This window comes from Achromobacter sp. ACM05, assembly GCF_019218915.1.
Lineage (GTDB): Bacteria > Pseudomonadota > Gammaproteobacteria > Burkholderiales > Burkholderiaceae_B > Achromobacter > Achromobacter animicus.
Genome location: NZ_JAHUWQ010000002.1, coordinates 1571939 through 1598747 on the forward strand (window position 1 = coordinate 1571939; position 26809 = coordinate 1598747).

The following is a 26809-nucleotide window of genomic DNA, read 5'->3' on the forward strand; positions in this document are numbered from 1 at the left end:
GCCACCATGAATTCCCAATCGTTTACCGCCACCTACCTGATTGAGACCCCCGTCGACCCCGCCAAGGTTGCGGAGGTCATGGCCGGCGAGCAGTCCTGCGGCACCTTCACGCGCGTGCAGGGCGAAACGGACGAACTGCGCGCCCGCGCCCGCGCCCGGATCGAATCCATCGAAACGCTGGAAACGGTCGACACGCCCAGCCTGCCCAATGCATATCTCGCGCGCCAGCCGGGCGGCATGCCCGGCAAATTCCAGCGCGCGCGGATTCGCATCGCATTTCCGGTCGCCAACGTGGGCGCCAACCTGCCCACGCTGGCCGCCACGGTCGGCGGCAATCTGTACGACCTGGGCGAAGTCACCGGCCTGCGGCTCGAAAGCATGGAGCTGCCCGCCAACTACCGCGCGCAATTCGACCTGCCCCAGGTCGGCATCGCCGGCACCCGCGCGCTGACCGGCGTGGACAAGGGTCCGCTGGTCGGCACCATCATCAAGCCAAACGTCGGCCTCTCGCCCGAGCAGACCGCGCACCTGGTGGCGCAGCTTTGCGCGGCCGGCGTGGACTTCATCAAAGACGACGAGGTGTGCGCCAACCCGGCCCACGCCCCGCTCGCCCAGCGCGTCGCCGCCGTGATGGCCGTAGTGCGCGCGCACCGCGAACGCACCGGCCGCAACGTGATGGTCGCGTTCAACATCACCGACGAAACCGACGCCATGCGCCGCCACGCCGAACTGATCGAACGCGAAGGCGGCACCTGCGTCATGGCCAGCCTGAACTGGTGCGGCTATTCCGCCATCCAGACTTTGCGCCGCAGCACGCCGCTGGCGCTGCATGGTCATCGCAATGGGTTCGGCGCGCTATCGCGCCATCCGCTGCTGGGCATGGGATTCCAGGCGTATCAGACGCTGTGGCGGCTGGCCGGTGTGGACCACATGCACGTGCATGGTCTGCAAGGCAAGTTTTCGCAGGAGGACAGCGAAGTCGTCGACTCGGCGCGCGATTGCCTGGCGTCGTTGACCCCTGGGATCGACGACGCCGTCATGCCTGCTTTCTCGTCCGGTCAGTGGGCCGGTACGGTGCCCGCGACCTGGACGGCCGTGCGCAGCGACGATCTGCTGTTCATGTCGGGCGGGGGCATTCTGGCGCATCCGGATGGTCCGGCGGCAGGGGTGCAAAGCATTCGTCAGGCGTGGCACGCCGTGCGGGACAACCAGCAGCTGGAAGACTACGCCCGCAACGCGCCTGAGCTGCAGCGCGCGCTGGAGTTTTTTGGAAGCCGCGCATGATTGGCGGCACCGCGCCGCAGGTGTGCTGGTATGGCGACGACTTCACCGGCGCCACTGACACGCTCGCCGAGGTCGCCCGGGCGGGCCTGCGCAGCCTGCTGTTTTTGGGCGTGCCTTCTTCTTCGCAACTGGAACGTGCCGGGCCATTGGATGCCATCGGCATCGCGGGCGCCGCGCGTGGGATGGCCCCGGCGGAGATGGTCGAGGAACTGCGCGCGGTTGGCGCGTTCATGGCAAGCACCGGCGCGCGCGTGCTGCATTACAAGTGCTGTTCGACGTTCGACAGTTCGCCGCATATTGGCAGCATCGGGGTGGCAGTGCGGGAGCTGCGCCGGCATTTTGCGAACCCCATCGTGCCGATCGTTGGCGGGCAGCCCAGCATTGGCCGGTATTGCAGTTTTGGAAACCTCTTTGCGCGCGCGGGGTCTGCGCCGGAGATTCATCGCATCGATCGCCATCCCGTGATGAGCGTGCATCCTGTCACGCCGATGCACGAGGCGGATTTGCGACGGCATTTGGAGGCGCAGGGGTTGGAGGGCGTGCGGTCGGTGCCGCATGTTGCTTATCCTTCGGTGCTGGGTGCGAATTGGGCTGCAAATTCAGTTGCGGGTTCGGTTGGAAATTCGGCTGCGGATTCAGCTTCAAGCTCGACGGCGTTCGATGCATGGATTGACGAGGTCACCGAAAGCGCAAACGGTCCGCTGCTCCTCGATCTGGTGGATGAATCGCAGCTCGCCGTGATCGGACGCCTGATTCAACGCGCCGCATCACGTGCCCCTCTGTTGGCCGTCGGCCCGAGCAGTGTTCAGCAGGCGCTGGCCCGTGCACGGTCTGCTGAGCATTCAGGCGCCGCCCCGGCAACCCCACTTGGCCCCGCAAACGGCCCAGTGCTCGTCGTCGCGGGCAGCCTGTCGCCGGTCACCGCCCGGCAGATCGCCGCTTGCGAAAGCTATACGCGCCAACCGCTGCAGGTCGAGCGCTTGCTTTCCGATGCGGACTACGCCGCACAACAGGTCGCTCTGGCCGCCGCCACGCTGGCCGCAGGCCGCAACGTGCTCGTGCACACCGACAGGCCCACCGGCACGGTCAACGCTGACCAAACCGCCGCCACCGCCCGTGGCACTGCCAAGCTGGCCGCGGACATCGTGCGCGCCAGCGCCAAAGATGGCCATCGGCTGAACCGCATCGGCATCGCCGGGGGCGATACCTCAAGCCAGGCGGCGCTCGCCTTGGGATTGTGGGGACTGGCGTTCCGATGCGTGCTGGCGCCCGGCGTGACCGTCAGCGTGGCGCGCAGTGACGATCCGGTGACCGACGGCGTGGAGCTGATGCTCAAGGGCGGACAGATGGGTGGAGATCGGTTGTTTGATGCGTTGGCGGCGGGCAACGGCTAGGCGCTTGCCAGCGCGTTATGCTCGCTGGCGAAAGATCCCGCTTTCCGCGGAACCCGGTCAAACGGGAGCCCCGCAACCTGCCGCGTCGCGGCGCACTCGGTGCATGGCGAATGCCCTGACGACCTTTGCATGCGATATCTACCTGCCGTACCAGTACCGCTTCGCCGATTCCCGCTGGCCCCACACGGTCAACCCCCGCGGCGTCGCTTCCGCCATCACTGCCCCGTCCTTGTCGCTGCGCCAGAACCTTCCGCCAGCGCGCATCCACCGCAACTCCACCGCCCGCGCCGGATGCTTGAACCGATTCAGGTGCCCGGCCTGCGCGATGACGTGTTTGGCCTGCGCCGCCGCCACCAATTCACGGCTGGACGATGACGACGAACCGTGATGCGGCGCCAGGACGACGTCGGCATCCGCGAGGCCCTGTTCGACCAGCGCCCGCTCCTGCGCCACACCAACATCTCCCGTCAGCAACAGCGAATGCTCCTTGCCGTCCACGCGCAGCACGCAACTGTCGGCATTGCGGTCATCCGCCTTTCCTGTGCGTTCTGACGGCCCCGGATGCAGGAAGGTGAATATCACCCCATCGGCCTCCCAGCTCCCTCCCCGTTCGCACCGCACCATCTCATCGGGCAAGACCGGCTGCGCGTTGCCCACGTCCGGCCACATGCGGGCGTCCCGCCGCGCGTAGGCCGGCAGATCGAAAGACGTATAACTTCGCGCTACCGGCACCGCCGCCAGCACCGCACGCGTGCCGCCAACATGATCCATATCCGCGTGCGACAGCACCAGCACATCCAGCCGTCCGATCCCCCGGGACTGCAGGAATGGCGCGACCACCCGTTCGCCCGCATCGCTGCCGCCATAGCTGCGCGGCCCGGCGTCAAACAACAACGACTGGCTGGCCGTCTCCACCAGGATCGCGCTGCCCTGCCCCACGTCCATCGCGCTCATGCGCCAGTAGCCGGGTTCGGGCTTGTCCGGCCGCCAGAACAGCAACGGCAACATGCAGACCCATCCCAGATGACGCCCCGGCCACCCGCGTGCCTGCAACGCCCACGCCATGCCCGCGACCGCCAGCAGCAGCCACATCCAACCAGCCGCCGCAACCGGCACGCTGGCCCAGCTTGCGTTGCCCACCCATGCCACAGGCACCATGGTGAGGTCGAAAGTGTGCAGTCCTGCCTGCCCTGCCCACGCCGCCAACGTCTCGGCACCCGGCAGGCACGACAGCGCCGCGCACAGCAACGCCAGCGGCGTCACGATAAAGGTCACAACGGGTATGGCCACGGCATTGGCCAAAGGCGAGCCCAGCGACACCTGATGCACCAGATATGCCAGCAACGGCATCAGCCCAATCGTCACCAGCAATTGCACGCGCACGGCCTGCCCCAGCCGCGTCGCGCAGCGCGCGCGCCAGCCGGCGTCGACATCAATCGGCGCGGCTGCGATGCGCAAGAGCACCGCCACCGCGCCGAACGACAACCAGAAGCCCGCTGCCATTGGCGCCCACGGGTCCAGCGCCACGACGGCTGCCGCTGCACACGCCAGCACACGATCGCCCGACAACGGCAGCCGAGACAACGCCGCCGCAAGCACCACTAGCAACATGAAGAACGTGCGGCGCGCCGGCACGCCCCACCCCGCAAGCAGGCAATACAACAGCGCAACCAACGCGGCCACCGCCCCGCCGGCGATGCGGGCCGGCATGCGCTCCGCCATTCCCACTCCCCGCCAGCGCAAGCGTCGCCACAGCGCCGACGCAAGCAGACCGCCAATGCCCGCAATCGATGTCACATGCATGCCGCTGATCGACACGAGATGCGTGATGCCGCTGCGGTTGAATATCCGCCAGTCGTCGCGCGACACACCAGCCTGATCGCCAATCGCCAATGCAATCAGCACCGGCGCATAACGATGTGCGCCCAGCGCCGCACGCATGCCTTCGCGCACGTGATGCCGCGCACGTTCAATTGCGATGCCGGGCGACGCCCATGGCCGGTCGTCCAGCAACACAGGTTGTCCACGCACGGTGCCGGTTGCCCGCACGCCGCTGGCAAACATGCGCCCTTCCGTGTCGGGTCCGGCCGGGTTGAGCAGGCCATGCGGTCTGCGCAGCACCAGCGCCATCCGCCAGACCTGCCCCGGCAGCACCTGCGGCACACGTTGGTTGGCGCCGGCGCCCGCCTGCCAGGTGACCTGGATCCGATTCGGGATGCCCGATCGTGCCGGCTCAGCCAGTTCGGCCAGAAAGCGCTGACGCTGCGCGTCGCCGTCCGGCAACGCCACCACGCGCAAGACTAGACGCGACACCTCGTTTTGGTGAACGTCCGCCAGCGCATCGTCAAGGCGATGCTGTGCTTGCAGCGCGGCATTCAGCACGCCCGCCAACAACCCCGCCATCACCGCTGCCCCGGTCGCCGCGAGGGGACGCGTCGCCCCCGACGTGAACCAGAGCGCCCCTGCACAACCGCATGCGAGGATCCACATCGCGTACGCCGGCGGCAGGGCAGGCAGAATCTGCACCCACGCAGCGCCCGCCACGAATGCCAGACAGACTGATCGCCCGTTGATGTCGGCCTCCCGAAAGCCCACAGCTTAGGGGGACAGAAACGCAGCTGATCGCGCAGTGAACGCGTTTGTCCACCCCGGCTGACCGCAAGGCCTGCGCCGAGACCCTTACCCCGCTGATTGATCCGCAACCCCACCCAGGCACGCCACTTGCTGAGTCTCCAATTCCCAGGCGGCCTGCGCCGCCTGTTCCTTCCAAACCAAGGAGACCAACATGGCTGAACATGTAATCAAGGTGCTGAACAATCTGATCGAGACGTCGAAGAACGGCGAAAAGGGCTTTGCCGCGGCCGCTGAAGACGCCAAGGCGCCCGAGATGCAGGAGCTGTTCCGCAACCGTTCGCGCGACTGCGCGGCCGGCGCCACGGAGTTGCAAACCCTGGTGACCCAACTGGGCGGCGAGCCCGAGGACAGCGGCACGGTGGCCGGCGCCATGCATCGTGGCTGGACCAACATCAAGGCGGCGGTATCCAGCCGCACCGACCTGACGCTGCTCGAGGAATGCGAGAAAGGCGAGGACGTGGCCAAGGCGGACTACGAAAAGGCGCTCAAGGAAACGCTGCCTGACAACGTGCGCGCGGTTGTCGAACGCCAATATCAGGGCGTGCTGCGCAACCACGACCAGATCCGTGATCTGCGCAATCGTTTCCGCGCCGCGACGTAAGCACTTCAAGCTGCAATACGCGTGGTATTGAAACCGCCCGCCCGTCGCACCCTGCGCCGGGCGGGCGTTGTATTGCATGGCTTCGGCTGCGTAAGCATGCCGGACTAATAATGCGCCGGCGCATGACGTGCAGTTTCTTCAATGCGTTCGCAAACCCTAGTCACGCTGGCCACTCGCGATCTGACGATTCCGGATGTGCCGACTGCCGCCGAACAAGGCTATCCGAAGCTCCGACGCGGACCTGCGCCTTCACCGCATCAGCTCGGCATAAACCTGCTTGAACAACGCAAAACGATCCTTCAGACCCACCAGCCCGCCATTGATCCGCCGTGTGATCCTGGCGAAATCCTCCAGGTCATCGTCATGCGTACGGTCGTCCGCCAACTCATTCAGCCCGCGAGACTGCCAATACCACCCGGCGCTCAGCGCAGCCCATCTCGGATCGGACAGTAACTCGGGCGTTTCAAGCAAATTGACACCCATGGCGTCGCCGGCCGAGTCGTAATTGCTGCGCCCCGTCAGCTGGATGATGCCCCTGCCCCGATACCGGAAGCCGTCGTTGCTTTGCGCATCGCCATTGCCCATCCGGTTCGCATACACCAGATTCGCCAGTCCTTGCGGATTGTTCACATACGGTATGGCCGACGCCTCATCGGGAAATCGCTTTGGCCACACCTTGGTCAACCGCGCGGCAGTTGAGTAATTGAGGTTTTCCTCGATCCGGTTGTACTGGCCCGACTCATACCCCGTTTGTGCCAGAAAGCTGGCGATGCGATCCGGCGTTTCGATTTCGTATTTCTGAAATGCGGGAGCCAATGCGTCGGCCCACGCAGCGGGGGCTTTGCAGTTGGGAAAAATGCGTTGGAGTTGTTCTGCACTCAGCATGGCGGTCACCTGCTTGCATAGGGAGTCATGGCGCCCCGCCGATACCGTCGCGTGTGCGTTCATCAAGGCGATCAGACGCGGGTCAATGATTGTGAACCAGGCATAGCACCCGCCAATACCTCAAATTGAGTATGCAAAGCGATCCGCCACGAATTGGCCGCTTGACACCTCCCCGGTTCCGCCGGGAACATACGCCATCCACCCGGGGAGCTTCGCCAAGAAGCTGAGAATCCGTTGGCCTGCCATCACCATGGCAGGCGATGCACGGCGACCCGTCGAACCTGATCCAGATAACGCTGGCGTAGGGATGGTGCGTGTGCCTCCGCATGCGCGTCCCACGCCCCAGGACCGCCCGGCATGACGCATCCCGACCTGCATTCCCTCGCCCACCAGTCTCAGGACCTTGTCACCGCCGTCCGCCGCGACGCGCCGCTGGTGCAGTGCCTGACCAATTTCGTCTCCATGAACTACGCGGCCAATGCGGTGCTCGCCATCGGCGCGTCGCCTGCCATGGTGCATGCCGAGGAAGAGGCGCCCGAGTTCGCCCGCTTTGCCGGCGCGGTGGTCATCAACATCGGCACGCTGTCTTCGCCTTGGCTGCGCAGCATGCTGTTGACCGCGAAAGCCGCGGCAGAAGCCGGCACCCCCTGGATCCTGGATCCCGTGGCGCATCACGCCACCGCCTTTCGCCGCGATGCCATCCAACAACTGCTGGACCTTGAACCCGCCATCATCCGGGGCAACGCATCCGAGATCATCGCCTTGGCCGGCGGCCACAGCGCCGGCAAGGGCGTGGACGCCCGCGACGCCGTGGCGCAGGCCGAGCAGTCAGCCTACGACATCGCCGCGCGCCGCAAGACCGTGGTGGCGGTCACCGGCGAAGTCGATTACGTCACGGACGGCACGCGCGCGGTGCGCATTGCGGGCGGTTCGCCGCTGATGCCCCGCGTGACGGCCACCGGCTGCGCGCTCAGCGCCGTGGTCGGGGCCTTTGCCGCCGTATCGAAGGACGATCCCTATGTGGCGGCGGTGGCCGCCCTGTCGTGCTTTGGCATCGCGGGCGACCGCGCCGCGGTGCACGCCGACGGGCCGGGTTCTTTCGCCTGGCGGTTCCTGGATGCGCTGGCGGCGCTGGACGCGGATTGCCTGACTCGCGAATCCCCGCTTCGTTGATTTGACCCCGTGCATGTCACGGGTAGGTCACACACCGTCCCCAAAATTCCTCCCTTCAACACGGAGGAAAGACGGTGAAGCCAAACCTACGCAAGATCTTTGCAGTGACCGCCAGCTTTGCGCTGGTGGCCGGCCTGTCCGCCTGCGGCGGCGATGACGATGACGACGACACCACCGCGCCCGAGACCCCGCCGCAGGCCAGCGTGCCCCAAGGCACGACGCTGGACCTCGCGATCCTGGGCACGACCGACCTGCACGCCAATGTGCTGGGTTACGACTACTACAAGCTTGCCGAAGACAAGAGCTACGGCATGGACCGCACGGCCACGCTGATCGCCAATGCGCGCAAGCAGTATCCGAATACGCTGCTGCTGGACAACGGCGACACGGTGCAGGGCACGGCGCTGTCGGACTACCAGGCGCTGGTGTCGCCGGTGCAGTGTTCCGACATGATCGCGATCTACAAGCAGATGAAGCTGCTGTCGTACGACGCGGCCACGATGGGCAATCACGAGTTCAACTACGGCCTGCCCTATTTATCGCAGATCACCAATGTGGACTTCGGGCTGGCCGGCATCACCAAGGGCACGGCGCAGACCAACCCGGCGGGCGCCAAGGATTGCGCGGCGCCGGCGTTCCCGTTCGTGTCGGCCAACGTCGTCTCGGCGGCCTCCAAGCAGCCGATCTTCACACCTTATGTACTGCTGGAAAAGACCTTCACCGCCACCGACAGCGCGGGCAAGTCCATCGACGTGCCGCTCAAGGTGGGCGTGATCGGCTTCGCCCCGCCGCCCATCATGCAGTGGGACAAGGCGAATCTGGAAGGCCACGTGGAAGTCACGGGCTGGAAGGAGACCGCGGCGCGCTACGTGCCGGAAATGAAGGCCGCGGGCGCGGACCTGGTGGTGGCGCTGGCGCACGGCGGCATCGACCTGGCCACGCCCTACAGCCCCGACATGGAGAACGGCGCGGGGTATCTCAGCCAGGTGCCCGGCATCGACGCGCTCATCACGGGCCACCAGCATCTGCTGTTCCCCGACACGAACGAGAAATCGCAGTTCGCGGGGCAACCCGGTGTCGAGCTGGCAAAGGGCCTGATCAATGGCGTGCCGACAGTGCAGGCCGGCCAGTGGGGCAACAACCTCGGCCAGATCACGCTGAAGCTCGCGTATGACCAGGGCTGGAAGGTGCAGAAGGAGGCGACGCAGGTGCAGCGCATCTCCACGCGCCTGACCGCGCAAAGCGGATCCACGCCGGCGACCTACGTGGCGCCCGACGCGGCCGCACAGCAGCTGGTTCAAGCCGAGCACGCCGCGACGATCGACTACGTGAAGACGCCGATCGGCCAGAGCCAGTTCGACATGGCCACGTACTACGCGTTGGCCGGCGACGTGTCCGCGCTGCAGATCGTGAACATGGCGCAGATCGATTACCTGACGGACTACATCGCGAAAAACAGCCCGTCGTACGCCGGTCTGCCGATCCTGTCGGCCGCCGCGCCGTTCAAGGGCGGGCGCAACGGTCCCGGCGACTTCACGTATGTGAAGCAAGGCAACGTCGCGATCAACAACGCGGCCGACCTGTACCTGTACCCCAACACGCTGCAAGTCGTGCGGGTCAGCGGCGACATCGTGCGCCAATGGCTGGAAAAGACGGCCGAGCAGTTCAAGCAGATCGACCCCGCACAGGTCGCGCCGCAGGATCTGATCGACACCGGCTTTCCGACGTTCAACTTCGACGTGCTGTATGCGGCCGGCAATGCGCTGCAGTATGAAATCGACGTGACCAAGCCGAAGGGCTCGCGCATCACGGCGCTGACGTACAACGGCGCACCGCTGGATCTGAATGCGCAATTCCTGGTGGTGACCAACAACTACCGCGCCAGCGGTGGCGGCGACTTCCCCGGTCTGGCCGGTGGCAAGGGCGACATCGTGCTGCAGGCGCCGGACGCCAGCCGCGACGTGTTGATCAGCTACATCAAGAAGAACCCCACGCTCGACCTGGCCACCTACGGCCTGGACCGCAGCTGGCGTTTCGCGCAGGTCAGTTCGCTGGCCGGACCGGTGGTGTTTTCGTCGGTGCCGGGCACGCTGGCGATGGCCACGGCGCATGACGTGACCAACGTGTCGGTGTTTGACGCCACGCCCGATCCCGTGACGCAGCTGTCGCGTTACGCGATCGATCTGACGCAGTAAGCGGTTCGATCCGGCGGGCGCCCTGCAGTGGGGCGCCCCGCCTCAGCGGTAGTACACGCAGATGCGCTTGCCGCCGATCTCATGCACGTCGATCGGCAGTTCGTACAGATCGCTCAGCACGTCGGGCCGGATCAATTCCGCCGGCGTGCCGTGCCGGGCGATCCGCCCCTGCCGCATTGCCACGATGCGGTCCGCGTAGCTGGACGCAAAGTTGATGTCGTGCAGCACCAGCACCACCGTCTTGCCCAGTTCATCAGCCGCGCGCCGCAAGGTGCCCATCATGGCGACGGCATGCTTCATGTCCAGGCTGTTCAAGGGCTCGTCCAGCAGCACGTAGCGCGTGTCCTGGCACAGCACCATCGCCACGAACGCGCGCTGGCGCTGGCCGCCGGACATCTCGTCCAGATAGCGGTCCGCGAGCGGCTCCAGGTTCAGGTACGCAATGGCCTGATCGATGTGGACCTTGTCATCCATCGTCAGCCGCCCGCCCGTGTGCGGGTAGCGGCCAAACGCCACCAGGTCTTTCACCGTCAGCCGCAGCGGCAGGTGGTTATCCTGGCGCAGGATGGCCAGGCGCCGCGCCAGTTCCCGGCTGTCGGCGCGCGTGACGTCCAGGCCTTCCACCAGCACGCGGCCCGCGCTCATCGGCAGCAGCCGGCTCACCATGGACAGCAATGTCGACTTGCCCGCCCCGTTCGGCCCGATGATGGCGGTGACGCCGCCGGCCGGCAGGTCCAGGCTGACATCGTCGATCACGACGCTGTCGCCGTACTGCTTGCTGACGTTCTGGATTTCTATCATCGGCGCCCCCTGCGCAAGATCAGGACGAGAAACATCACGCCGCCCACGAATTCAATCACCACGCTGACCGTGGTGTTCAGCCCCAGCACGCGCTCCAACAGCGTCTGGCCGCCCACCAGGAAGATGACGCTGAGCAGCGTCGCGGCCGGCACCGTGTACCGATGCCTGTCCGATCCCATGGCTTGGTACGCCAGGTTGCTGACCAGCAGACCAAAGAACGTCACGGGACCGACCAGCGCCGTCGAGACGGACACCAGCACCGCGATCGCCGCCAGGGTCACCATCAGCGTGCGGCGATAGTTCACGCCCAGGTTCAATGCCATATCGCGCCCCAGCGCCAGCACGTCGTAGCGCCGTCGCATGCGCCAGACGAAAAGCGACGCGGCGCAGACCGCCCCGAAAGCGATTGGCAGCAACTCCACGCGCACCGAATTGAAACTGGCGAACATGCGGTCCTGCAGCACCAGGAATTCATTCGGATCGATCAGCCGCACCACGAAGCTGGACAGGCTGCGAAACAGCAGTCCGAAGATGATGCCCACCAGCATCATCAAATGCAGGCTGCGCACAGCGTCGGAGAACAGCCAGCGGAACAGCAGGCACGCGAACGCCGTCATCGCGCACACTTCCAGCAGGAATGCGGCGACTGGATGATTGGCAGTCGCCGCCGCCTGCCCGAAGCCGAACACCACCACGGCCTGGATCAGCAGGTATAGGGCGTCGAAGCCCATGATGGCGGGCGTAAGGATGCGGTTATGCGTGATGGTCTGAAACAGCACGGACGACACCGCCACCGCATACGCCACCAGCAGCATGGCCAGCAGCTTGCCGCCGCGAAAGGGAATGACGAACGACCACTGGCCATTTGCGCCCAGCGTCATGAAGGCAACGATGCAGAGCAGCGCACCGGCGCCCAGCGCGGTAAGACGCCATGTCTGCGGCGGGCGCGGAGCTATGCGGGAAGTCGAGGCGATTTCAGCCAAGGCGGTTCCTCCGCGTGCGCAGCAGCCACAGGAACAGGATGCTGCCCAGCACGCCCACCACGGTGCCGATGGGAATCTCGTAAGGGTGGATGACCAGCCGGCCGATGATGTCGCAGGCCAGCACGAACACGCCGCCCAGCAATGCCACCCAAGGAATGGCGCGTCGCATGTTGTCGCCCAGCACCAGGCTGACGGCATTGGGCACGATGAGGCCCAGGAACGGAATGCTGCCTGCCGTTACGACAACGACAGCCGAGATGGCGGAAACGATCAACAGGCCGACCAGCGTCAGCCGCGCATGGTTCAGTCCCAGGTTGGACGCGAACTCGCGGCCCATGCCCGCCACCGTATAACGGTCGGCGGCGGCATACGCGGCGCACGCCAGCGCAAAGCCGATCCACAGCAGTTCATACCTGCCGCGCAGCACGCCGGAGAAGTCGCCGGTGGTCCACGCATGCAGGGACTGCAACAGGTCGAAGCGGTAAGCCATGAAGGTGGTGACCGCCTGGATCACGCCGCTCAGGATCAATCCGATCAGCGGCACGATGAATGGCGTGCGCAGCGGCACGCGGCGCAATAGCGCCAGAAACAGCAAGGTGCCCGCCAGCGCAAAACCCGTAGCCGTCAGCATCTTGCCGATCACGGACGTATCGGGCGCCAGCAAGGTGACGACCAGGATGCCGAGAGTGGCGGATTCGACGGTGCCGGCCGTCGTGGGCTCAACAAACCGGTTGCGCACCAGCATCTGCATGATGAGACCGGCGACGGCCAGCGCCGTGCCTGCCAGCAGCAGGGCAAGGGTGCGCGGGACGCGGCTGACCAGCAGCAACCGCCACGCGCGCTCGCCCTCTTCGCCGCCGTTCCATAGCGCGGCCCAATGCATCTGGCCCGCGCCCAGGCTGATGCTGGCCACGCACAACAGCAGCAACACCACCACCACGGCCGTCAGACCACCCCACCCGCTGATTGCGCGCCGCCAGTTCACCGGCAGCCCTTCCCGTCTTGCATGCTGCTTACTTTCCTTGCGACAACGCCGCGGCGATCTGATCCACGTTCTGGTGCATGGCCGTCAGGCCCGCGCTGCCGAGCAGATACCAGTTGAAGCCGTTCAGGTAGACCACGCGCTGGTTCTTCCACGCCTTGGTGGGACGCACCAGTTCGTTGTCCAGCATGCGCTGCGCCGACACGCCTTCACGGCCGATGGCGGCGTCGCGGTCGATCACGAACAGCCAGTCCGGATCGGTCTGGGCAATGAACTCGAACGAAATCGCCTGGCCGTGGTTGGACACGTTCAGGCCCGTCGCTGCGGGCTTCACGCCGAAGGCGTCGTGGATCACGCCAAAGCGCGAGCCCGGGCCGTAGGCGCTCATCTTGCCTCCGGTCGTCAGCACGATCAACGCGGTGCCGGCGTTGGCGGCCTTGCCTTTCAGCGACGCGATGGACGCGTCCAGCGCGGCCAGCTTCTCCTTGGCCACGCCTTCTTTGCCGTACAGCGCGGCCAGCGTTTCGGTGTTGCGCCGGACGCTGCCGACCAGATCCTTGGCGTCTACCGTCAAATCCACGGTCGGCGCAATCTTGGACAGCTCGTCGTACTTGGGCGCGGAGCGGCCGGCCACGAAGATGACTTGCGGCGCAGCGGCGTGGATGACTTCGTAGTTGGGCTCGAACATCGTGCCCGCCTTCAGATACCGCTTGTCGGCGAACTGGCTGAGCTGCGGCGGCAGCTTGGCGGCGCTGGGCACGCCGATGGGGTCCACGCCGAGCGTGTGCAGGGTGTCCAGCACGGCCAGATCCAGCACGATCGTCTTGGACGGATTGGCCGGCACGGCGGTTTCGCCGCGTGCGTGCTTGACCGGCGTGGTGGACTGCGCGGCGCTCACGGCGGCCGCGGCGCTCAGTGCCAGCGCCACGCCGGCCCGGGTTGCCCAGCGGCGGGCGGCGCCCGCCTGTTTTCCATTGTTCATGCAAACCTCTCTGTATTGGGGCGCCAACGGCGCCCCGTCATAATTCAGAACTTCACGCCCACGCCCAGCCAGTAACGGCGGCCGTCTTCGACATAGCCGAAGTCGTCGTAGGCGACCTGCTTGTCGAACAGGTTGTAGATGCCGGCATACACCGACACGGTCTTGTTGACGGCGTACGAACCGCCCAGGTCCACGAACGTGTAGGACGGCGCGACCAGCGCGTCCGACGACGGGCCCGTGGTGGGCTGGCTTTCGCGGCCGCGGAAGTTCACGCGCGCCCACGCCTGCAGCGCGTCGGACGGCTGCCAATTGACCGTGGTCGTGAACAGATGCTTGGGCAACTGATTCAGCGGCTCGCCCTTGTACTGGCCGGACTCCTGCTCGGACTTCGTGAACGTATAGCTGCTGGTCATCGACCAGTCGGCGGCCAGCGGCAGCTTCAGGCTGGCTTCCACGCCGCGCGACACGGCCTTGTCCACGTTCATGTACGTGGTGGGGTCCGAACCGAATTGATTGGGACCGTCCGTGCACTGCGACAAGGGGCAAGCCACGCGGGTGATCTTGTCCTTGAAGTCGTTGTTGAACAGCGTGACGCCGGCGCTCATGCCTTCGCCGTCGTCATACAGCAGGCCGATTTCCTGCGTCACCGACTTTTCGGGCGTCAGGTCCGGGTTGCCGTACATGTTCCCGCCGCGGCTGGTCTGGCCCCAGCCGGCCACGGTCTGGCGCAGGTCCGGCGCACGGAAGCCGGTGGACACGCCGCCCTTCAGGGTCCAGCGTTCGGCCATGTGCCACACGCCGTACAGGCGGGGGCTGAAGTGGCTGCCGAAATTCTCGTCCTCGTCCATGCGCAGGCCGGTCGTGACGGCAAAGCTTTCGGTCAGGCGCCATTCGTCTTCGGCAAACAAGGCCCATTGATACCGTTCCACCTTGTTGGGGCCGCCCTCCAACTGGTTGCCGTTCTGGTCATGCAGGCGCTGGTTCAAATAGCTGCCGCCCAGCGTCAGCATGTGCGAACCCAGCGGCAGCGACCAGCTGGTCTGCAGGTCCAGATTCTTGATCTTCATCTGGCGAGAGCGGTTGTCGAACTCTTCCTGCTGCACATAGCTGTCGGACACGCCCCAACCCCAGCGGCCGGTGTGCGACAACGCCCACTTGCTGCTGCGGTAATCGGTTTCGGACGACGCGGGGCAGCCCGTGCGCGGGCAGGCCGTGCCAGGCGGCAGCGGCTCGACCGTCTTGCCCAGGGTGTCCTGGAACTTCTGGCGCATCGTGGTCGCTTCCAGCACGATGTCGTGATCGCGGTTGGGCGTAAGCGCCAGCTTGGCGGTCACGCTTTCGGCGTTGCGCTTGCGGTAGCCGTTATAGATGTTGTCTTCGTCGCGCTGCGTGGCCTGGCCGTAGATCTGCAGGCCCAGCAGGTCGTTCTTGATCGGGCCGGCCAAGTAGAAGTTGCCCTGGTAGATGTCGCCTGACTTGCTGCTCTCCTGGATCGTCGTATCCATGCGGATTTCGCCGTGCCATTCGTCGGGGACTTTGCGCGTGATGATGTTGATCACCCCGCCCATGGCGTCAGACCCGTACAGCGACGACATCGGACCGCGCACCACCTCAATGCGCTCGATGGCCGACAGCGGCGGCGTCCAGCCGCCCTCCACGCCCGTGGAGTCCGAGTTGGTGCGGGTTTCGCGCGAGCTCTGGCGCTTGCCGTCGATCAGGATCAGCGTGTACTTCGGCCCCATGCCGCGCAGGCTGATGTCCTGGCGATCGCCACCGCCCGTGACGATGACACCCGGCACTTCCACCAGCGCGTCGTTCAAGTCGCGGTAGAACTTCTTGTCCAGATCTTCACGCGTGATGACGCTGATCGAGGCCGGCGCATCCTGGACGCGTTGCTCGAAACCGCTGGCCGTAACGACCACCGTGTCCATCGTCGTGGTGGCGTCCGCGGCCTGCGCCCAGACGGCGGACGGCCCCAGGCCAAAACCCGCGGCGCACAAGGCGGCGGCCAGTTGCGTGCGCGACGCGGCGATGCGCTGGCCGGCGGCCAGATCTTTCCTGCTCATGATTCCAACTTCTCCCGTCCCCGGTTTGCACTGCGCCCCACGCGCCGCACTACCCGGCTCCCACTTATTAATGAAAACCATTCTCATATTAGAATTGGGGCTTGCAGCACGCCGCAACACGCTTTCCGCAACTTTTATCTTCTTTGCATTTCTTGACACTCCGGCGCGCAGCGTTCGGCCAAACTGCCGGATGCTCGACGCCCAACACGCATGCCTTTCACTCATTCAGCGGTGGCGCGCCGCATCCTGCTGATCGACGACGACGTCGAGCTGGCGCAGATGCTGCGCGAATACCTGGAACCCCATCAATGCCAGCTGACGCTGGCGCATACCGGCTCGCAAGGCTTGTCCTTGCTGGCGCAGGACGATTTCGACCTGGTGCTGCTTGATCTGATGCTGCCCGACGGCAATGGGCTGGACCTGCTCAAGCACTATCGCCAGCGCTCTCGCCGCCCGGTCATCATGTTCACCGCGCACGGCGGCGAGACCGACCGCGTGCTGGGTCTGGAGTTCGGCGCCGACGATTACCTGGCCAAGCCCTTCAGCCCGCGTGAACTCAAGGCCCGCGTCACGGCCGTGCTGCGCCGCTTTGAAGAAACGCCCGTCCCTGCCAGTCCTTCGCTGAGCCTGGGCGCCCTGTCGCTGGACCCGGCCACCGGCCGCGCGCGCATGGGCGCCGACGAAGTGATGCTGACCGGCGCCGAACAGCGCATCCTGGAAATCCTGATGCGCACGCCCGGCCAGGTGATCGCGCGCGACCAGATCGGCCTGTACGCGCTGGGCCGAGCCCCCGACCGCTACGACCGCAGCATCGACACGCACATCAGCAGCCTGCGCAAGAAGCTGCGCCTGGATCAACACGCCGACACGCTGTCCATCCGCAATCTGCGCGGCTTGGGCTACGTGCTGGCGGGCGCTGCGTGATGACGTTGCTGCCCGCCCGTTCGCTCTTCTGGCGCGCGTTCCTGACGTTCTGGGGCGCCATGGCGGTCATCCTGGTCTGCGGCATGGTGCTGACGGCGTCGGTGGCCTGGTACCGCTTCAATTCGCTGGATGGCCTGAATCCCGGCAACCTCACGCGCGACGCCGCGCAGGTTGCGCGCACGCAGGGCGCGGAAGGCCTGGAACGTTGGGTCCGCGCCATGGACGACAACTACTCGGCGCTGAAGATCTATGTCATGGACCCGCAGGACCAGGACATCCTGGGCCGGCGCCTGCCCACGCGTCTGTATGACTGGCTGGTGGCGTACCGCGCCGCGCCTGACCGGTCGCCGCAGTCCGACTATGTGCCGGCGGATCCCGCAGGTGAACGCGTGTCGTGGTGGGAGCCGCAGATCCTGGTCCTGCCGGACGGCTCGGAACTGCTGATGCTGTTCCTGCCGTTCGACTCGTCGCGCTGGGAGGTGCTGGCGCTGTCGCCCGTTGCGCTGGCGCTGCTGCTGTTCGCGCTGGCGGTGACTGCGCCCTTCTGCTGGGCATTGACGCGCCACATCACCGCGCCGCTGGCGCAATTGCGCGAGACTACGCACGCCTTGGCGGCTGGGCAACTGGATACACAAACACCGCCGAAGCTCGCCACGCGCCAGGACGAACTTGGCCTGCTGGCGCGCGACTTCAACGCGATGGCCGTGCGTCTGAAAGCGCTGGTCGATACGCGCGAACAACTGCTGCACAACGTGGCGCATGAACTCCGGTCACCGCTTGCGCGCCTGCGCCTGGCTTCCGAACTGGCGCGGCGCAACGACGAACGCCGGGATCTGCAGCTTGACCGCATCGAACGCGAATGCGAGCGGCTGGACGCCCTGGTGGGCAACACGCTGCGGCTTGCCCGCGTGGGTGCGTTGCCCGTGCCGACCGATCCGCTGGACCTGTCGGACGTGGTGGCCGGCGTCGTGGATGATGCGCGCTATGAGGCCGAGGGGCGGCATCTGCAGATCGATTGGGACACGCCCGCGCCGATCCTCATCGCCGGCGACCGCGCCAGCCTGGCCAGCGCCATCGAAAACGTGCTGCGCAACGCCCTGCGCTTTGCGCCTGCGCACAGCGTCATCCGTGTGCGGCTTCTGACCAGCGCCAGCGAAGCCAGCCTGGAGATCGAAGACCGCGGCCCGGGTGTCGCCACGCAGGAGCTGGCGTCGCTATTTGAACCGTTCTATCGCGCGGGCTCTGCCAGCGCCGCCAACACGCCAGGCGGCGGCGCGGGACTGGGTCTTTCCATCGCGCAGGCCGCGATCGCCGCGCACAAAGGATCGATATCGGCCCGCAACGTCGCCCCGCATGGCTTGAGCGTGCGCATGGACCTGCCGCTGCTATCGGCCACCGCGGCGCGCCCTGCTGCGGGGTGACGCCACGAACGGCGTGCCGCATCAGAACGTGATGACGGTGTTCCCATAACCCGAACTCAATGCCACGAATTCCGACTGGTCAATCCGCGTCGGCCAGTATCGCTGCCGGCAACCTCGGCAACACCCGCATCGCGTTCGCGGTGGTGGCGTGCGCCACCTGCGCCGGCGTGATGCCGCGCAGATCCGCCAGCACCTGCGCAATGCGCGCCAGTTCGCCGGGACGATTGCGCCGATCGGGTTCATGCAGCCAGGCGGGCGGAATGTCCGGCGCGTCGGTCTCCAGCACCAGATGCTCCAGCCCGACATCCACCGCGTGGCGGCGAATCTGCAGCGCCCGCTCGAACGTCATCGCGCCGCCCATTCCCAGCGCAAAGCCATGGTCGATGAAGGCCTGCGCCTGCTGCGCGCTGCCATTGAACGCGTGCGCGATGCCGCCGATGCGCGGATGGCGGCGCAGGTACTTCAGCAAGATGTCCTGGGATTTACGCACGTGTAGCAGCACGGGCAGGCCAAACTCGACGGCCATGTCCAGTTGCGCAGCGTAGAACCGTTCCTGGCGTTCGCGCGGCGGGCCGGACGCGATCTCCGGCACGAAGAAGTCCAGCCCGATTTCGCCGATGGCGACAAAGCGCGGATCGCCCAGGGATTCCTTGATGGTCTGTCGCAGCACGTCCAGATCGCCGTCGTCGGCGCGCGCGACGTACAGCGGGTGGATGCCCAGCGCATACGCGCCGCCGGCGATGCTGGCGGCCAGGTCGCGTACGACCGCGAAGTTGGCCCGCTCGATGGCAGGGATCACGATGGCCTGGACGTCCGCATGGGCGGCGTGGTCCGCGACCTCGGTGCGATCGGCATCGAATTCAGCGGCGTCCAGATGGCAATGGGTGTCGATGAGCATGGGCGTGTCCTCCTTATGCGGATTATCCGCCCCGCGGCCGTCGCGCGGACCCGCGCTGACGGCTTTCGCTGCGGACCGGGCTAGCCTGACACCAGGCGGCCGTTTTCCATCAGCAACTGACGGTCGGCGCGGGCGGCAAGCTCGGGATCGTGGGTGACGATCGCAAATGCCGTGCCCGACTCCTGGTTCACCCGCGTCAGCAGTTCGAACATGTTGTGGGCAGTGTGCCGGTCCAGGTTGCCCGTAGGCTCGTCCGCCAGCACGCACACCGGCCGAGTCACCAGCGCGCGCGCCAGCGCCACGCGCTGCCGTTCGCCGCCGGACAATTGGCCGGGAAAGTGCCCTTCCCGGGCGGAAAGGCCGACCAATCCGAGCACTTCTCGTGCCGCCTCGCGGGCTTTGTCGCGGTTCTCGCGGCGCACGATCAGCGGCATCGCCACGTTGTCCAGCGCCGAAAACTCGGCCAGCAGGTGGTGGAACTGGTAGACGAAGCCCAGGCTGCGGTTGCGCACCGCGCTTTTCTTGGACTCGGACAGCCCGATGCCCACCTGGCCATCAACCGATACCGAGCCGCTGGTCGGGACGTCGAGCAGCCCCAGAATGTGCAGCAAGGTGCTTTTGCCGGACCCCGACGCGCCCACGATGGCGACCATCTCGCCGCGCGCGACGGACAGGCTGACATTGCTGAGCACTTCGATCCGGGCGGGGCCTTCGTCGTAGACCTTGACGATGTTTTCGGCCTGCAGCGCCGGCGTCGTGCCGGCCTGCGGTTTCTGCGTCGGGGTATCAATCATGGCGCAGCACCTGTGCGGGTTGCAGGCGCGAGGCGCGCCAGCTCGGATACAAGGTCGCCAGCAGCGACAGCACCAGCGAGGTCACGCCGATGGTGACGATGTCGCCCACTTGCGGATCGGACGGCAGCGCGCTGATGAAGTAGATTTCGCGCGGCAGGAAATGCACGCCCAGCATGCGTTCGATGAACGGCACGATCACGTCCACGTTGTACGCAATGGCAATGCCGCCGGCCACGCCCAGCAAGGTGCCGATCACGCCGATCAGCGCGCCTTGCACCAGGAAGATGCGGGCCACTTCGCCGGGACCCGCGCCCAGCGTGCGCAGGATGGCGATGTCGGATTGCTTGTCCTTGACGGCCATGACCAGCGAGGACAGCAGGTTGAACGCCGCCACGGCCACGATCAGCGCCAGAATCAGGAACATCATGCGCTTTTCGGTCTGGACCGCGGCGAACCACGTGCGGTTGTTGCGCGACCAGTCGCTGGCCATGACATACGGCGGCAGGACGTTGCGCAGTTCGGCCGCCACTTCGGGGGCTTTTTGCATGTCGGCAATGCGCAGACGCACGCCGGCGGTGCCGCTTTCGCGGAAGACGCGCGCCGCATCTTCGTTGTCCACGAACGCCAGCGAAGAATCGTATTCGTAGTGGCCCGACGAGAACACGCCCACCACGGTGAACTGGCGCATGCGCGGGGCAAACCCGGCCGGGCTGATCGAGCCCTGCGGCGCCATCATCAGCAACGTGTCGCCGACTTTGACGCCCATGCCGTCGGCCAGCTCGTTGCCCAGCACGACGCCGAAGCCGCCGGGTTTCAGGTCGGTCAGCTTGCCCGACACCATCTGGCGCGGCAGGTCCGACACGTTGCCCTCGGTGGCAGGGTCGATGCCCCGCACCTGCACACCGCGCAGCGCCTGCCCCCGGACCAGCATGCCCTGCGCCGCCACGAAGGGCGCGCCGGCCTTGACTTCGGGATTGCGCTCGGCGGCGGTGGCGAACTGCTGCCACTGCTCAAGCACCCGTTCGGGGGATGCGCCGGGAAGATAGAGTTCGATGTGCGGCAGCACCGACAACATGCGGTCGCGCACTTCTTTCTGGAACCCGTTCATCACGGACAGCACCACGATCAGGGCGGCGACGCCCAGCGCGATGCCCGCCATGGAACTGGCGGCGATGAAGGAGATGAAGCGATCGCGGCGGCCGCGTCGCTGGCGGATCCGGGCAAGCCCCGCATAGCGGGCGCCGATCCATAGTTCGTAGGGTATTTTCAGCACGTGCGCATTATTGCATTAACCGCCCGTAAATCGCCCCGCGGATGTGCGGATCCTAGACCAGGCGTGACAACGTATGGCAGTTGGCCGCGACGCTAAGTTCCCCATCCCGGCGCGGACTACAATCGCCGCCATGCTGATCGTCATTCCGGGCGCCTTGCCCGCCCTTCCCGTCGCCGCCGAGCTGGCCAAGCTTATGCCCGAGCGCGCGCCCACCCTGCACGGCTGGCTACAGGCTGCGACCGCTCGTCCCCAGGCCTACGACCTGCGCGCCCACGGTTGCACCGCCTTCGAATCGTGGCAGCTGGAGCGCGCCGGGTATGCGCCCGAACCTGGCCTGCTGCAAAGCGCCGGGCTCGGCCCGCTGCTGGCCGGGCAACAATCCCACACACAGGCTGACGAACCCGTCTGGCTATGCGAACTGGTCCATCTCGCGCTGGGCGCGGATCAGGCGTCGCTGCTGGATCCGGATTCGATGGACCTGACCGAATCGGAAACGGCCGCCCTGCTCGACACTGCGCGCCCTATCTTCGAAGGCACCGGATTCTCGGTCGAGCCGCTGTCGCCGCAGCGCTGGCGCCTGCGCCTGCCGGCGGACCTGCGCCCCCAGACCGCCAGTCCGTTGGCCGTAGCCGGAAAGCGCCTGAACGACTGGTGGCGCCAGGATGCCGAAACGCGCCCGTGGCGGCGCCTGCTGAACGAAATCCAGATGGCGTGGCACGAACACCCGGTCAACGACGTCCGGGCCGCCCGCGGCCTGCCGCCCGTCAACGCGCTGTGGCTGTATGGCGGCGGCACGCCCTGGACGGCGGCGCCCGCCGGCCCGGCGCAAGTCTTGACGCAACTGGACGCGCCGCAACGCGCCGGCGACTGGGCCGCGTGGCTCGACGCGCTGACCGAACTCGATACGCAGCATCTGCGTCCGCTGGCCGCCGCCAAAGGCCTGCCCGCCACGCCGGTGCAACTGCTGCTGCTGGGCGATGACCGCAAAGTCGCCCTTGACCTGAAACCGCGCGGGGGCCTGCTTGGCTTGCTGCCCGCGCCCAAGAAGAACTGGAGCGCCTGGTGGTCTCACCCCGCTTAACCATCCGTCCGGCCGATCTGGCCGCCTGCCACGTCCTCGAATCCTCCGGCATTCACCCCCTGCTGGCCCGTCTGTGGGCCGCGCGCGGCGTGACGCATCCGGACCAGACCCGCCTCGCCTGGCCGTCCTTGCTGCCGCCGGCTGGATTGACCCATTCGGCCCACGCGGCCGCCGTCCTGGCCGACGCCATCCAGGCCGGCAAAAAGCTGCTGATCGTGGCCGACTACGATTGCGACGGCGCCACCGCCTGCGCCGTCGGCCTGCGCGCGCTGTCCGCGATGGGCGCCGACGTCGACTTCCTGGTGCCTAATCGTTTCGAGACCGGGTACGGCCTTTCCCCGGCCGTGGTCGAACTGGCCTGCCGCCACCGCGCGGGCAAGCCCGACATCATCATCACGGTCGACAACGGCATCGCCAGCGTCGACGGCGTGGCCGCGGCCAATGACGCCGGCATCGGCGTGGTCATCACCGACCACCACCTGCCCGGCGACACCCTGCCGGACGCGCTGGCCATCGTGAACCCCAACCAGCCCGGCTGCGGCTTTCCGTCCAAGAACCTGGCCGGCGTGGGCGTCATCTTCTACATGATGCTGGCGCTTCGCGCCGAACTGCGCCGCCGCGGCGTCTACGCGCCGGACGGCGGACCGCGCCTGGACGCGCTGTCCGACCTGGTTGCGCTGGGCACGGTGGCCGACGTCGTCAAACTGGACGCCAACAATCGCCTCCTGGTCACGCAGGGCCTGCAGCGCATGCGCAGCGGCCGTCTGCAACCCGGGCTGCGCGCGCTCTTTGCCGTCGCCGGCCGCGAACCGCGCAGCGCCAATGGCTTCGACCTGGGCTTTGCGCTCGGACCGCGCATCAACGCCGCGGGCCGCTTGGCCGACATGAGCCTGGGCATCGCCTGCCTGACCACCGACGACGAGGCACAGGCGCTGGAGATGGCGCGCGAGCTGGACAACATCAACCGCGAACGCCGCACGATCGAAGCCGAGATGCGCGAGCAGGCGCTGGCCGCCATGGAAGCGCCCGATGCCACCGCCGGCGCCACCGTCTGCGTGTTCGACCCGGGCTGGCACCAGGGCGTCGTGGGGCTGGTCGCCTCACGCCTGAAAGAGAAATTCTGGCGCCCCACCCTCGCCTTCGCGCCGGCCGGCGACGACGAGATTCGCGGCTCCGGCCGATCGATCCCGGACGTGCACCTGCGCGATGCGCTGGACCTCGTGTCCAAGCGCCATCCCAACCTGATCCGCAAGTTCGGCGGCCACGCGATGGCGGCCGGCCTGACGCTGGGCAAGTCCGATTTCCCTGCCTTCGCCCCCGCCTTCGACGCCGCCGTGCGCGAGCTGACCGGACGCGATTCCTTCGAGCCCGTCATCGAAACCGACGGCTCGCTGGAAACGGGCTACGCCAACGCCGACGTGGCCGGCATGCTGCAGCAGCAGGTCTGGGGCGCGGGCTTTGCCGCCCCCCTGTTCCTGGACGAATTCGTAGTTCGCAACCAGCGTCTGGTCGGCGAAAAGCACCTGAAACTGTCGCTGGAACGCGGCCACCAACGCTTCGACGCCATCTGGTTCGGCCACGACCAATCCCTGCCGGAACACATCCAGGCGGCGTACCGCCTGGAACAGAACGTGTGGAACGGGATGGTGTCGGTGCAGCTGGTGATCGAACACGCCGGATAATGCGCAACGGTGTCTGACACCCACCAGACACCGTCCACCCGCAACGTTACTTATTCACCAGCTTCGCCGGCTGCGCCAGCGCCACCAGCGCACCCACCACCAGGCAGCCGGCCAGCATGTACAGCCCGGTGTTCGTCGTCCCGGTCATATCCTTCAGCCAGCCCACCAGATACGGGCTGACAAAGCCGGCCAGGTTCCCCACCGAATTGATCAGCGCAATCCCCGCGGCGGCGGCCGTGCCGCCCAGGAGCGCCGTCGGCAGGCTCCAGAACAGCGGCAGCACCGTGCAGATGCCGATATTGGCCACCGTCAGCGCCAGAATCGCCAGCACGGTATTACCGCTCCACACCGCCGACAGGAACAGCCCCACCGCGCCGAACAGCGCAGGCAAGGCCACGTGCCAGCGGCGCTCGCGCTGCCGGTCGGAATTGCGCGAGATCAGGATCATGCCGATCACGGCGAACAGGTTGGGCACCGCCGTCAGCAGGCCAATCGCCAGCGGGCTCTGCACCCCGGTGTTCTTGATGAGGCTCGGCATCCAGAACCCGACGCCGTACAGGCCCATCACGAACGAAAAATAGATCAGCGCCATCGCCCACACGCGTGGCTTGGTCAGCGCGGCGCGGATCGGCGGATCCTCCTTCTGCTGTTCCTCGGCCGCGATATTGCGGATCAGCACGGCCTTTTCATTGGCCGTCAGCCACTTGGCCTTGTTGATGCGGTCGTCCAGATAGATCAGCACCAGCACGCCGATCACCACCGACGGAATCCCCTCCAGCAGGAACAGCCATTGCCAGCCCGACAGGCCGTGGTCACCGTGGAAGGTCGCCATGATCCATCCCGAAATCGGGCCGCCGATCAGGCCGGACATGGGCACCGCGGTCATGAAGAACGTGGTGATGCGGCCGCGCCGGGCAGCCGGATACCAATAGGTGAGATACAGGATGATGCCGGGAAAGAACCCGGCCTCGGCCGCGCCCAGCAGAAAGCGCAGCAGATAGAACATATGCACGCTGGTCACGAACATCATGCAGGCCGAAATAATGCCCCACGTGATCATGATCCGGGCGATCCAGATCCGCGCCCCCACCTTGTGCAGGATGATGTTGCTGGGAATCTCGAAGATGAAATAGCCGATGAAGAATATCCCGGCGCCCAGCCCGTACACCGTCTCGCTGAACTGCAATTCCTGCAACATCTGCAGCTTGGCGAACCCCACGTTGACGCGGTCCAGGTACGCCACCACATAGCAGACCACCAACAGCGGCACCAGCCGCCAGCCCACCTTGCGGTAGATCCGGTCCTCTTCGCTGGCGTCAAGCGCCGGCGAGACCCCGGGGGTCATCGTGTTTTCCATCTCTGTCTCCATTCCTCTGGCGGGATAGGCCGGCGCGGGGCCGGCGTTTTCGGGGTCGGCGGTCCCAAACGGGGACATCGCAGCCACCCGCCAAGGCTAGAGCCGTCGGGTTGACAAAAAACTGAACAACTTGGAACCGCGCCGCCGGGCGGCCGAAATCAGGCCCGTCCCCCGTCTGCCGCCGTGCGCCCGCGCAGTCGGTCCAACCACGGTAAAATGCCAGGTTTCGCACAAAAGTCATCACAGGATCAATCATGGAAGCCGAACGTCAGAACCAGCTCGCAGCCCGCCTCGCCGACTACGCGGAGCGCGAACAGGCTCTACGGAGGTATCTTTGACTACGATGCCAAAGCTGAACGCCTCCAGGTCGTAAACGCCGAGCTCGAAGACCCGGCCGTCTGGAACGACCCCAAGCACGCCCAGGACCTGGGCCGTGAAAAGAAATCGCTCGAGGACGTGGTGGAAACACTGACGAGCCTGGGCGCCGGCGTGGCCGATTCCCAGGAACTCTTCGAAATGGCCGCCGCCGACGATGACGGCGACACCCTCGAAGCGATCGAACTGGACGCCAACGCCTTCCAGGAAAAGCTCGAAGCCCTGGAATTCCGCCGCATGTTCTCCAATCCGGCCGATCCCCTGAACTGCTTCCTGGACATCCAGGCGGGCGCGGGCGGCACGGAAGCGCAGGACTGGGCGTCGATGCTGCTGCGCCAGTACCTCAAGTACGCTGAACGCAAGGGCTTCAAGGCCGAGATCCTTGAAGAATCCGACGGTGAAGTCGCGGGCATCAAGTCGGCCACGATCAAGATCGAAGGCGACTACGCCTTCGGCTACCTGCGCACCGAAACCGGCGTGCACCGCCTGGTCCGCAAGAGCCCCTTCGACTCCTCGGGCGGCCGCCACACGTCGTTCGCCAGCGTTTTCGTGTACCCGGAAGTCGACGATTCCTTCGAAGTCGAAGTGAACCCCGCCGACCTGCGCGTCGACACCTACCGCGCCTCGGGCGCGGGCGGCCAGCACATCAACAAGACCGACTCGGCCGTGCGTCTGACGCACATCCCCACCGGCATCGTCGTGCAGTGCCAGAACGACCGTTCGCAGCACCGCAACCGCGCCGAAGCCATGCAGATGCTGAAGTCCAAGCTCTACGAACTGGAAATGCGCAACCGCATGGCCGAGCAGCAGAAGCTGGAAGACTCCAAGACCGACGTGGGCTGGGGCCATCAGATCCGTTCGTACGTGCTGGACCAAAGCCGCATCAAGGACCTGCGCACGAACGTCGAAATCTCCAACACGCAGAAGGTGCTGGACGGCGACCTGGATCCCTTCATCCAGGCCAGCCTGAAGCAAAACGTCTAAGTTCCGCGATTCTTCCCGCTTTCACGCACCCAGAGGTCCA

Annotated in this window: 21 protein-coding genes and 1 riboswitch; of the genes, 10 read left to right on the forward strand and 11 right to left on the reverse strand. The window is 66.2% G+C overall.

The annotated features are described in order from the left end of the window. The first annotated feature begins 6 nt into the window (after positions 1–6). Complete coding sequence (locus KW836_RS18125; RefSeq protein WP_218344235.1) at positions 7–1284, forward strand: ribulose-bisphosphate carboxylase large subunit family protein; 1278 nt, start codon at positions 7–9, stop codon at positions 1282–1284. Next, on the forward strand, positions 1281–2678 hold the full coding sequence (locus KW836_RS18130) for a four-carbon acid sugar kinase family protein (protein ID WP_218344236.1): 1398 nt from the start codon (positions 1281–1283) through the stop codon (positions 2676–2678). Before KW836_RS18125 ends, KW836_RS18130 begins: the two co-directional genes overlap by 4 nt. Before the next feature lie 138 nt (positions 2679–2816). Here KW836_RS18130 and KW836_RS18135 read toward each other — a convergent pair whose 3' ends face one another. Then, positions 2817–5231, reverse strand: coding sequence for a DNA internalization-related competence protein ComEC/Rec2 (locus KW836_RS18135; protein WP_218344320.1), 2415 nt, complete (start codon positions 5229–5231; stop codon positions 2817–2819). Between the two features lie 232 nt (positions 5232–5463). Here KW836_RS18135 and KW836_RS18140 point away from each other — a divergent pair, with 232 nt between their 5' ends. Then, positions 5464–5913 (forward strand): PA2169 family four-helix-bundle protein, encoded by a 450-nt coding sequence (locus KW836_RS18140; protein ID WP_175138322.1) that lies wholly within the window; start codon positions 5464–5466, stop codon positions 5911–5913. Positions 5914–6162: 249 nt separating this feature from the next. Here KW836_RS18140 and KW836_RS18145 read toward each other — a convergent pair whose 3' ends face one another. Further along, complete coding sequence (locus tag KW836_RS18145) at positions 6163–6798, reverse strand: glycoside hydrolase family 19 protein (RefSeq protein ID WP_218344237.1); 636 nt, start codon at positions 6796–6798, stop codon at positions 6163–6165. Positions 6799–6991: 193 nt separating this feature from the next. After that, positions 6992–7124: riboswitch (TPP riboswitch) on the forward strand. 31 nt (positions 7125–7155) lie between these two features. Here KW836_RS18145 and thiM point away from each other — a divergent pair. Together thiM and KW836_RS18155 are read left to right on the forward strand one after the other, a co-directional pair. Further along, on the forward strand, positions 7156–7971 hold the full coding sequence (gene thiM / locus KW836_RS18150; protein ID WP_218344238.1) for a hydroxyethylthiazole kinase: 816 nt from the start codon (positions 7156–7158) through the stop codon (positions 7969–7971). 74 nt (positions 7972–8045) lie between these two features. Continuing rightward, positions 8046–10166 (forward strand): 5'-nucleotidase C-terminal domain-containing protein, encoded by a 2121-nt coding sequence (locus KW836_RS18155; protein WP_218344239.1) that lies wholly within the window; start codon positions 8046–8048, stop codon positions 10164–10166. Positions 10167–10208: 42 nt separating this feature from the next. On the opposite strand, the gene KW836_RS18160 is transcribed toward KW836_RS18155, so the two are convergent. The 5 genes from KW836_RS18160 to KW836_RS18180 all read right to left on the reverse strand — a co-directional run bounded on the left by KW836_RS18160 (position 10209) and on the right by KW836_RS18180 (position 15980). Next, the gene (locus KW836_RS18160; RefSeq protein ID WP_175138326.1) at positions 10209–10967 is read right to left on the reverse strand and encodes an ABC transporter ATP-binding protein; all 759 of its coding nucleotides are present in this window, start codon (positions 10965–10967) and stop codon (positions 10209–10211) included. Continuing rightward, positions 10964–11848 carry an iron chelate uptake ABC transporter family permease subunit gene (locus tag KW836_RS18165; RefSeq protein ID WP_239216558.1) on the reverse strand — a complete coding sequence of 295 codons (885 nt, stop codon included), beginning with the start codon at positions 11846–11848 and terminating at the stop codon, positions 10964–10966. Before KW836_RS18165 ends, KW836_RS18160 begins: the two co-directional genes overlap by 4 nt. A 94-nt stretch (positions 11849–11942) precedes the next feature. After that, complete coding sequence (locus KW836_RS18170; RefSeq protein ID WP_218344240.1) at positions 11943–12935, reverse strand: iron chelate uptake ABC transporter family permease subunit; 993 nt, start codon at positions 12933–12935, stop codon at positions 11943–11945. Positions 12936–12963: 28 nt separating this feature from the next. After that, positions 12964–13914 (reverse strand): siderophore ABC transporter substrate-binding protein, encoded by a 951-nt coding sequence (locus KW836_RS18175; RefSeq protein ID WP_218344241.1) that lies wholly within the window; start codon positions 13912–13914, stop codon positions 12964–12966. 44 nt (positions 13915–13958) lie between these two features. Then, a complete protein-coding gene (locus KW836_RS18180) occupies positions 13959–15980 on the reverse strand; it encodes a ligand-gated channel protein (RefSeq protein WP_218344242.1) in 2022 nt (673 codons plus the stop codon). Positions 15981–16190: 210 nt separating this feature from the next. Here KW836_RS18180 and KW836_RS18185 point away from each other — a divergent pair, with 210 nt between their 5' ends. Next, the gene (locus tag KW836_RS18185; RefSeq protein ID WP_175138330.1) at positions 16191–16904 is read left to right on the forward strand and encodes a response regulator transcription factor; all 714 of its coding nucleotides are present in this window, start codon (positions 16191–16193) and stop codon (positions 16902–16904) included. After that, positions 16904–18325, forward strand: a complete 1422-nt coding sequence (locus KW836_RS18190; protein WP_218344243.1) for an ATP-binding protein — start codon at positions 16904–16906, stop codon at positions 18323–18325. Before KW836_RS18185 ends, KW836_RS18190 begins: the two co-directional genes overlap by 1 nt. Positions 18326–18404: 79 nt before the next feature. Here the strand turns inward: KW836_RS18190 and KW836_RS18195 are convergent, their stop codons facing one another. From KW836_RS18195 to KW836_RS18205, 3 genes are all read right to left on the reverse strand, one after another. Then, positions 18405–19223, reverse strand: a complete 819-nt coding sequence (locus KW836_RS18195; RefSeq protein ID WP_218344244.1) for a TatD family hydrolase — start codon at positions 19221–19223, stop codon at positions 18405–18407. Between the two features lie 80 nt (positions 19224–19303). Further along, positions 19304–20017: an ABC transporter ATP-binding protein gene (locus tag KW836_RS18200; protein ID WP_056562341.1), complete on the reverse strand. Its 714-nt coding sequence runs from the start codon at positions 20015–20017 to the stop codon at positions 19304–19306. Next, on the reverse strand, positions 20010–21290 hold the full coding sequence (locus KW836_RS18205) for a lipoprotein-releasing ABC transporter permease subunit (protein ID WP_056318935.1): 1281 nt from the start codon (positions 21288–21290) through the stop codon (positions 20010–20012). Before KW836_RS18205 ends, KW836_RS18200 begins: the two co-directional genes overlap by 8 nt. 130 nt (positions 21291–21420) lie before the next feature. Here KW836_RS18205 and KW836_RS18210 point away from each other — a divergent pair, with 130 nt between their 5' ends. Further along, positions 21421–22371: a hypothetical protein gene (locus KW836_RS18210; RefSeq protein ID WP_218344245.1), complete on the forward strand. Its 951-nt coding sequence runs from the start codon at positions 21421–21423 to the stop codon at positions 22369–22371. Continuing rightward, positions 22353–24053, forward strand: coding sequence for a single-stranded-DNA-specific exonuclease RecJ (recJ, locus tag KW836_RS18215; protein ID WP_175183798.1), 1701 nt, complete (start codon positions 22353–22355; stop codon positions 24051–24053). Before KW836_RS18210 ends, recJ begins: the two co-directional genes overlap by 19 nt. Before the next feature lie 46 nt (positions 24054–24099). Here recJ and KW836_RS18220 read toward each other — a convergent pair whose 3' ends face one another. Further along, positions 24100–25410, reverse strand: coding sequence for an MFS transporter (locus KW836_RS18220; protein WP_218344246.1), 1311 nt, complete (start codon positions 25408–25410; stop codon positions 24100–24102). Between the two features lie 254 nt (positions 25411–25664). On the opposite strand from KW836_RS18220, the gene prfB reads away from it, so the two are divergent. Beyond that, positions 25665–26769, forward strand: a protein-coding gene (prfB, locus tag KW836_RS18225; RefSeq protein WP_175138336.1) for a peptide chain release factor 2 whose coding sequence is annotated in 2 segments (ribosomal slippage) — positions 25665–25745 and positions 25747–26769 — 1104 coding nt in all. Because the reading frame shifts where the segments join, the coding sequence is not laid out codon by codon here. Positions 26770–26809: the final 40 nt, after the last annotated feature.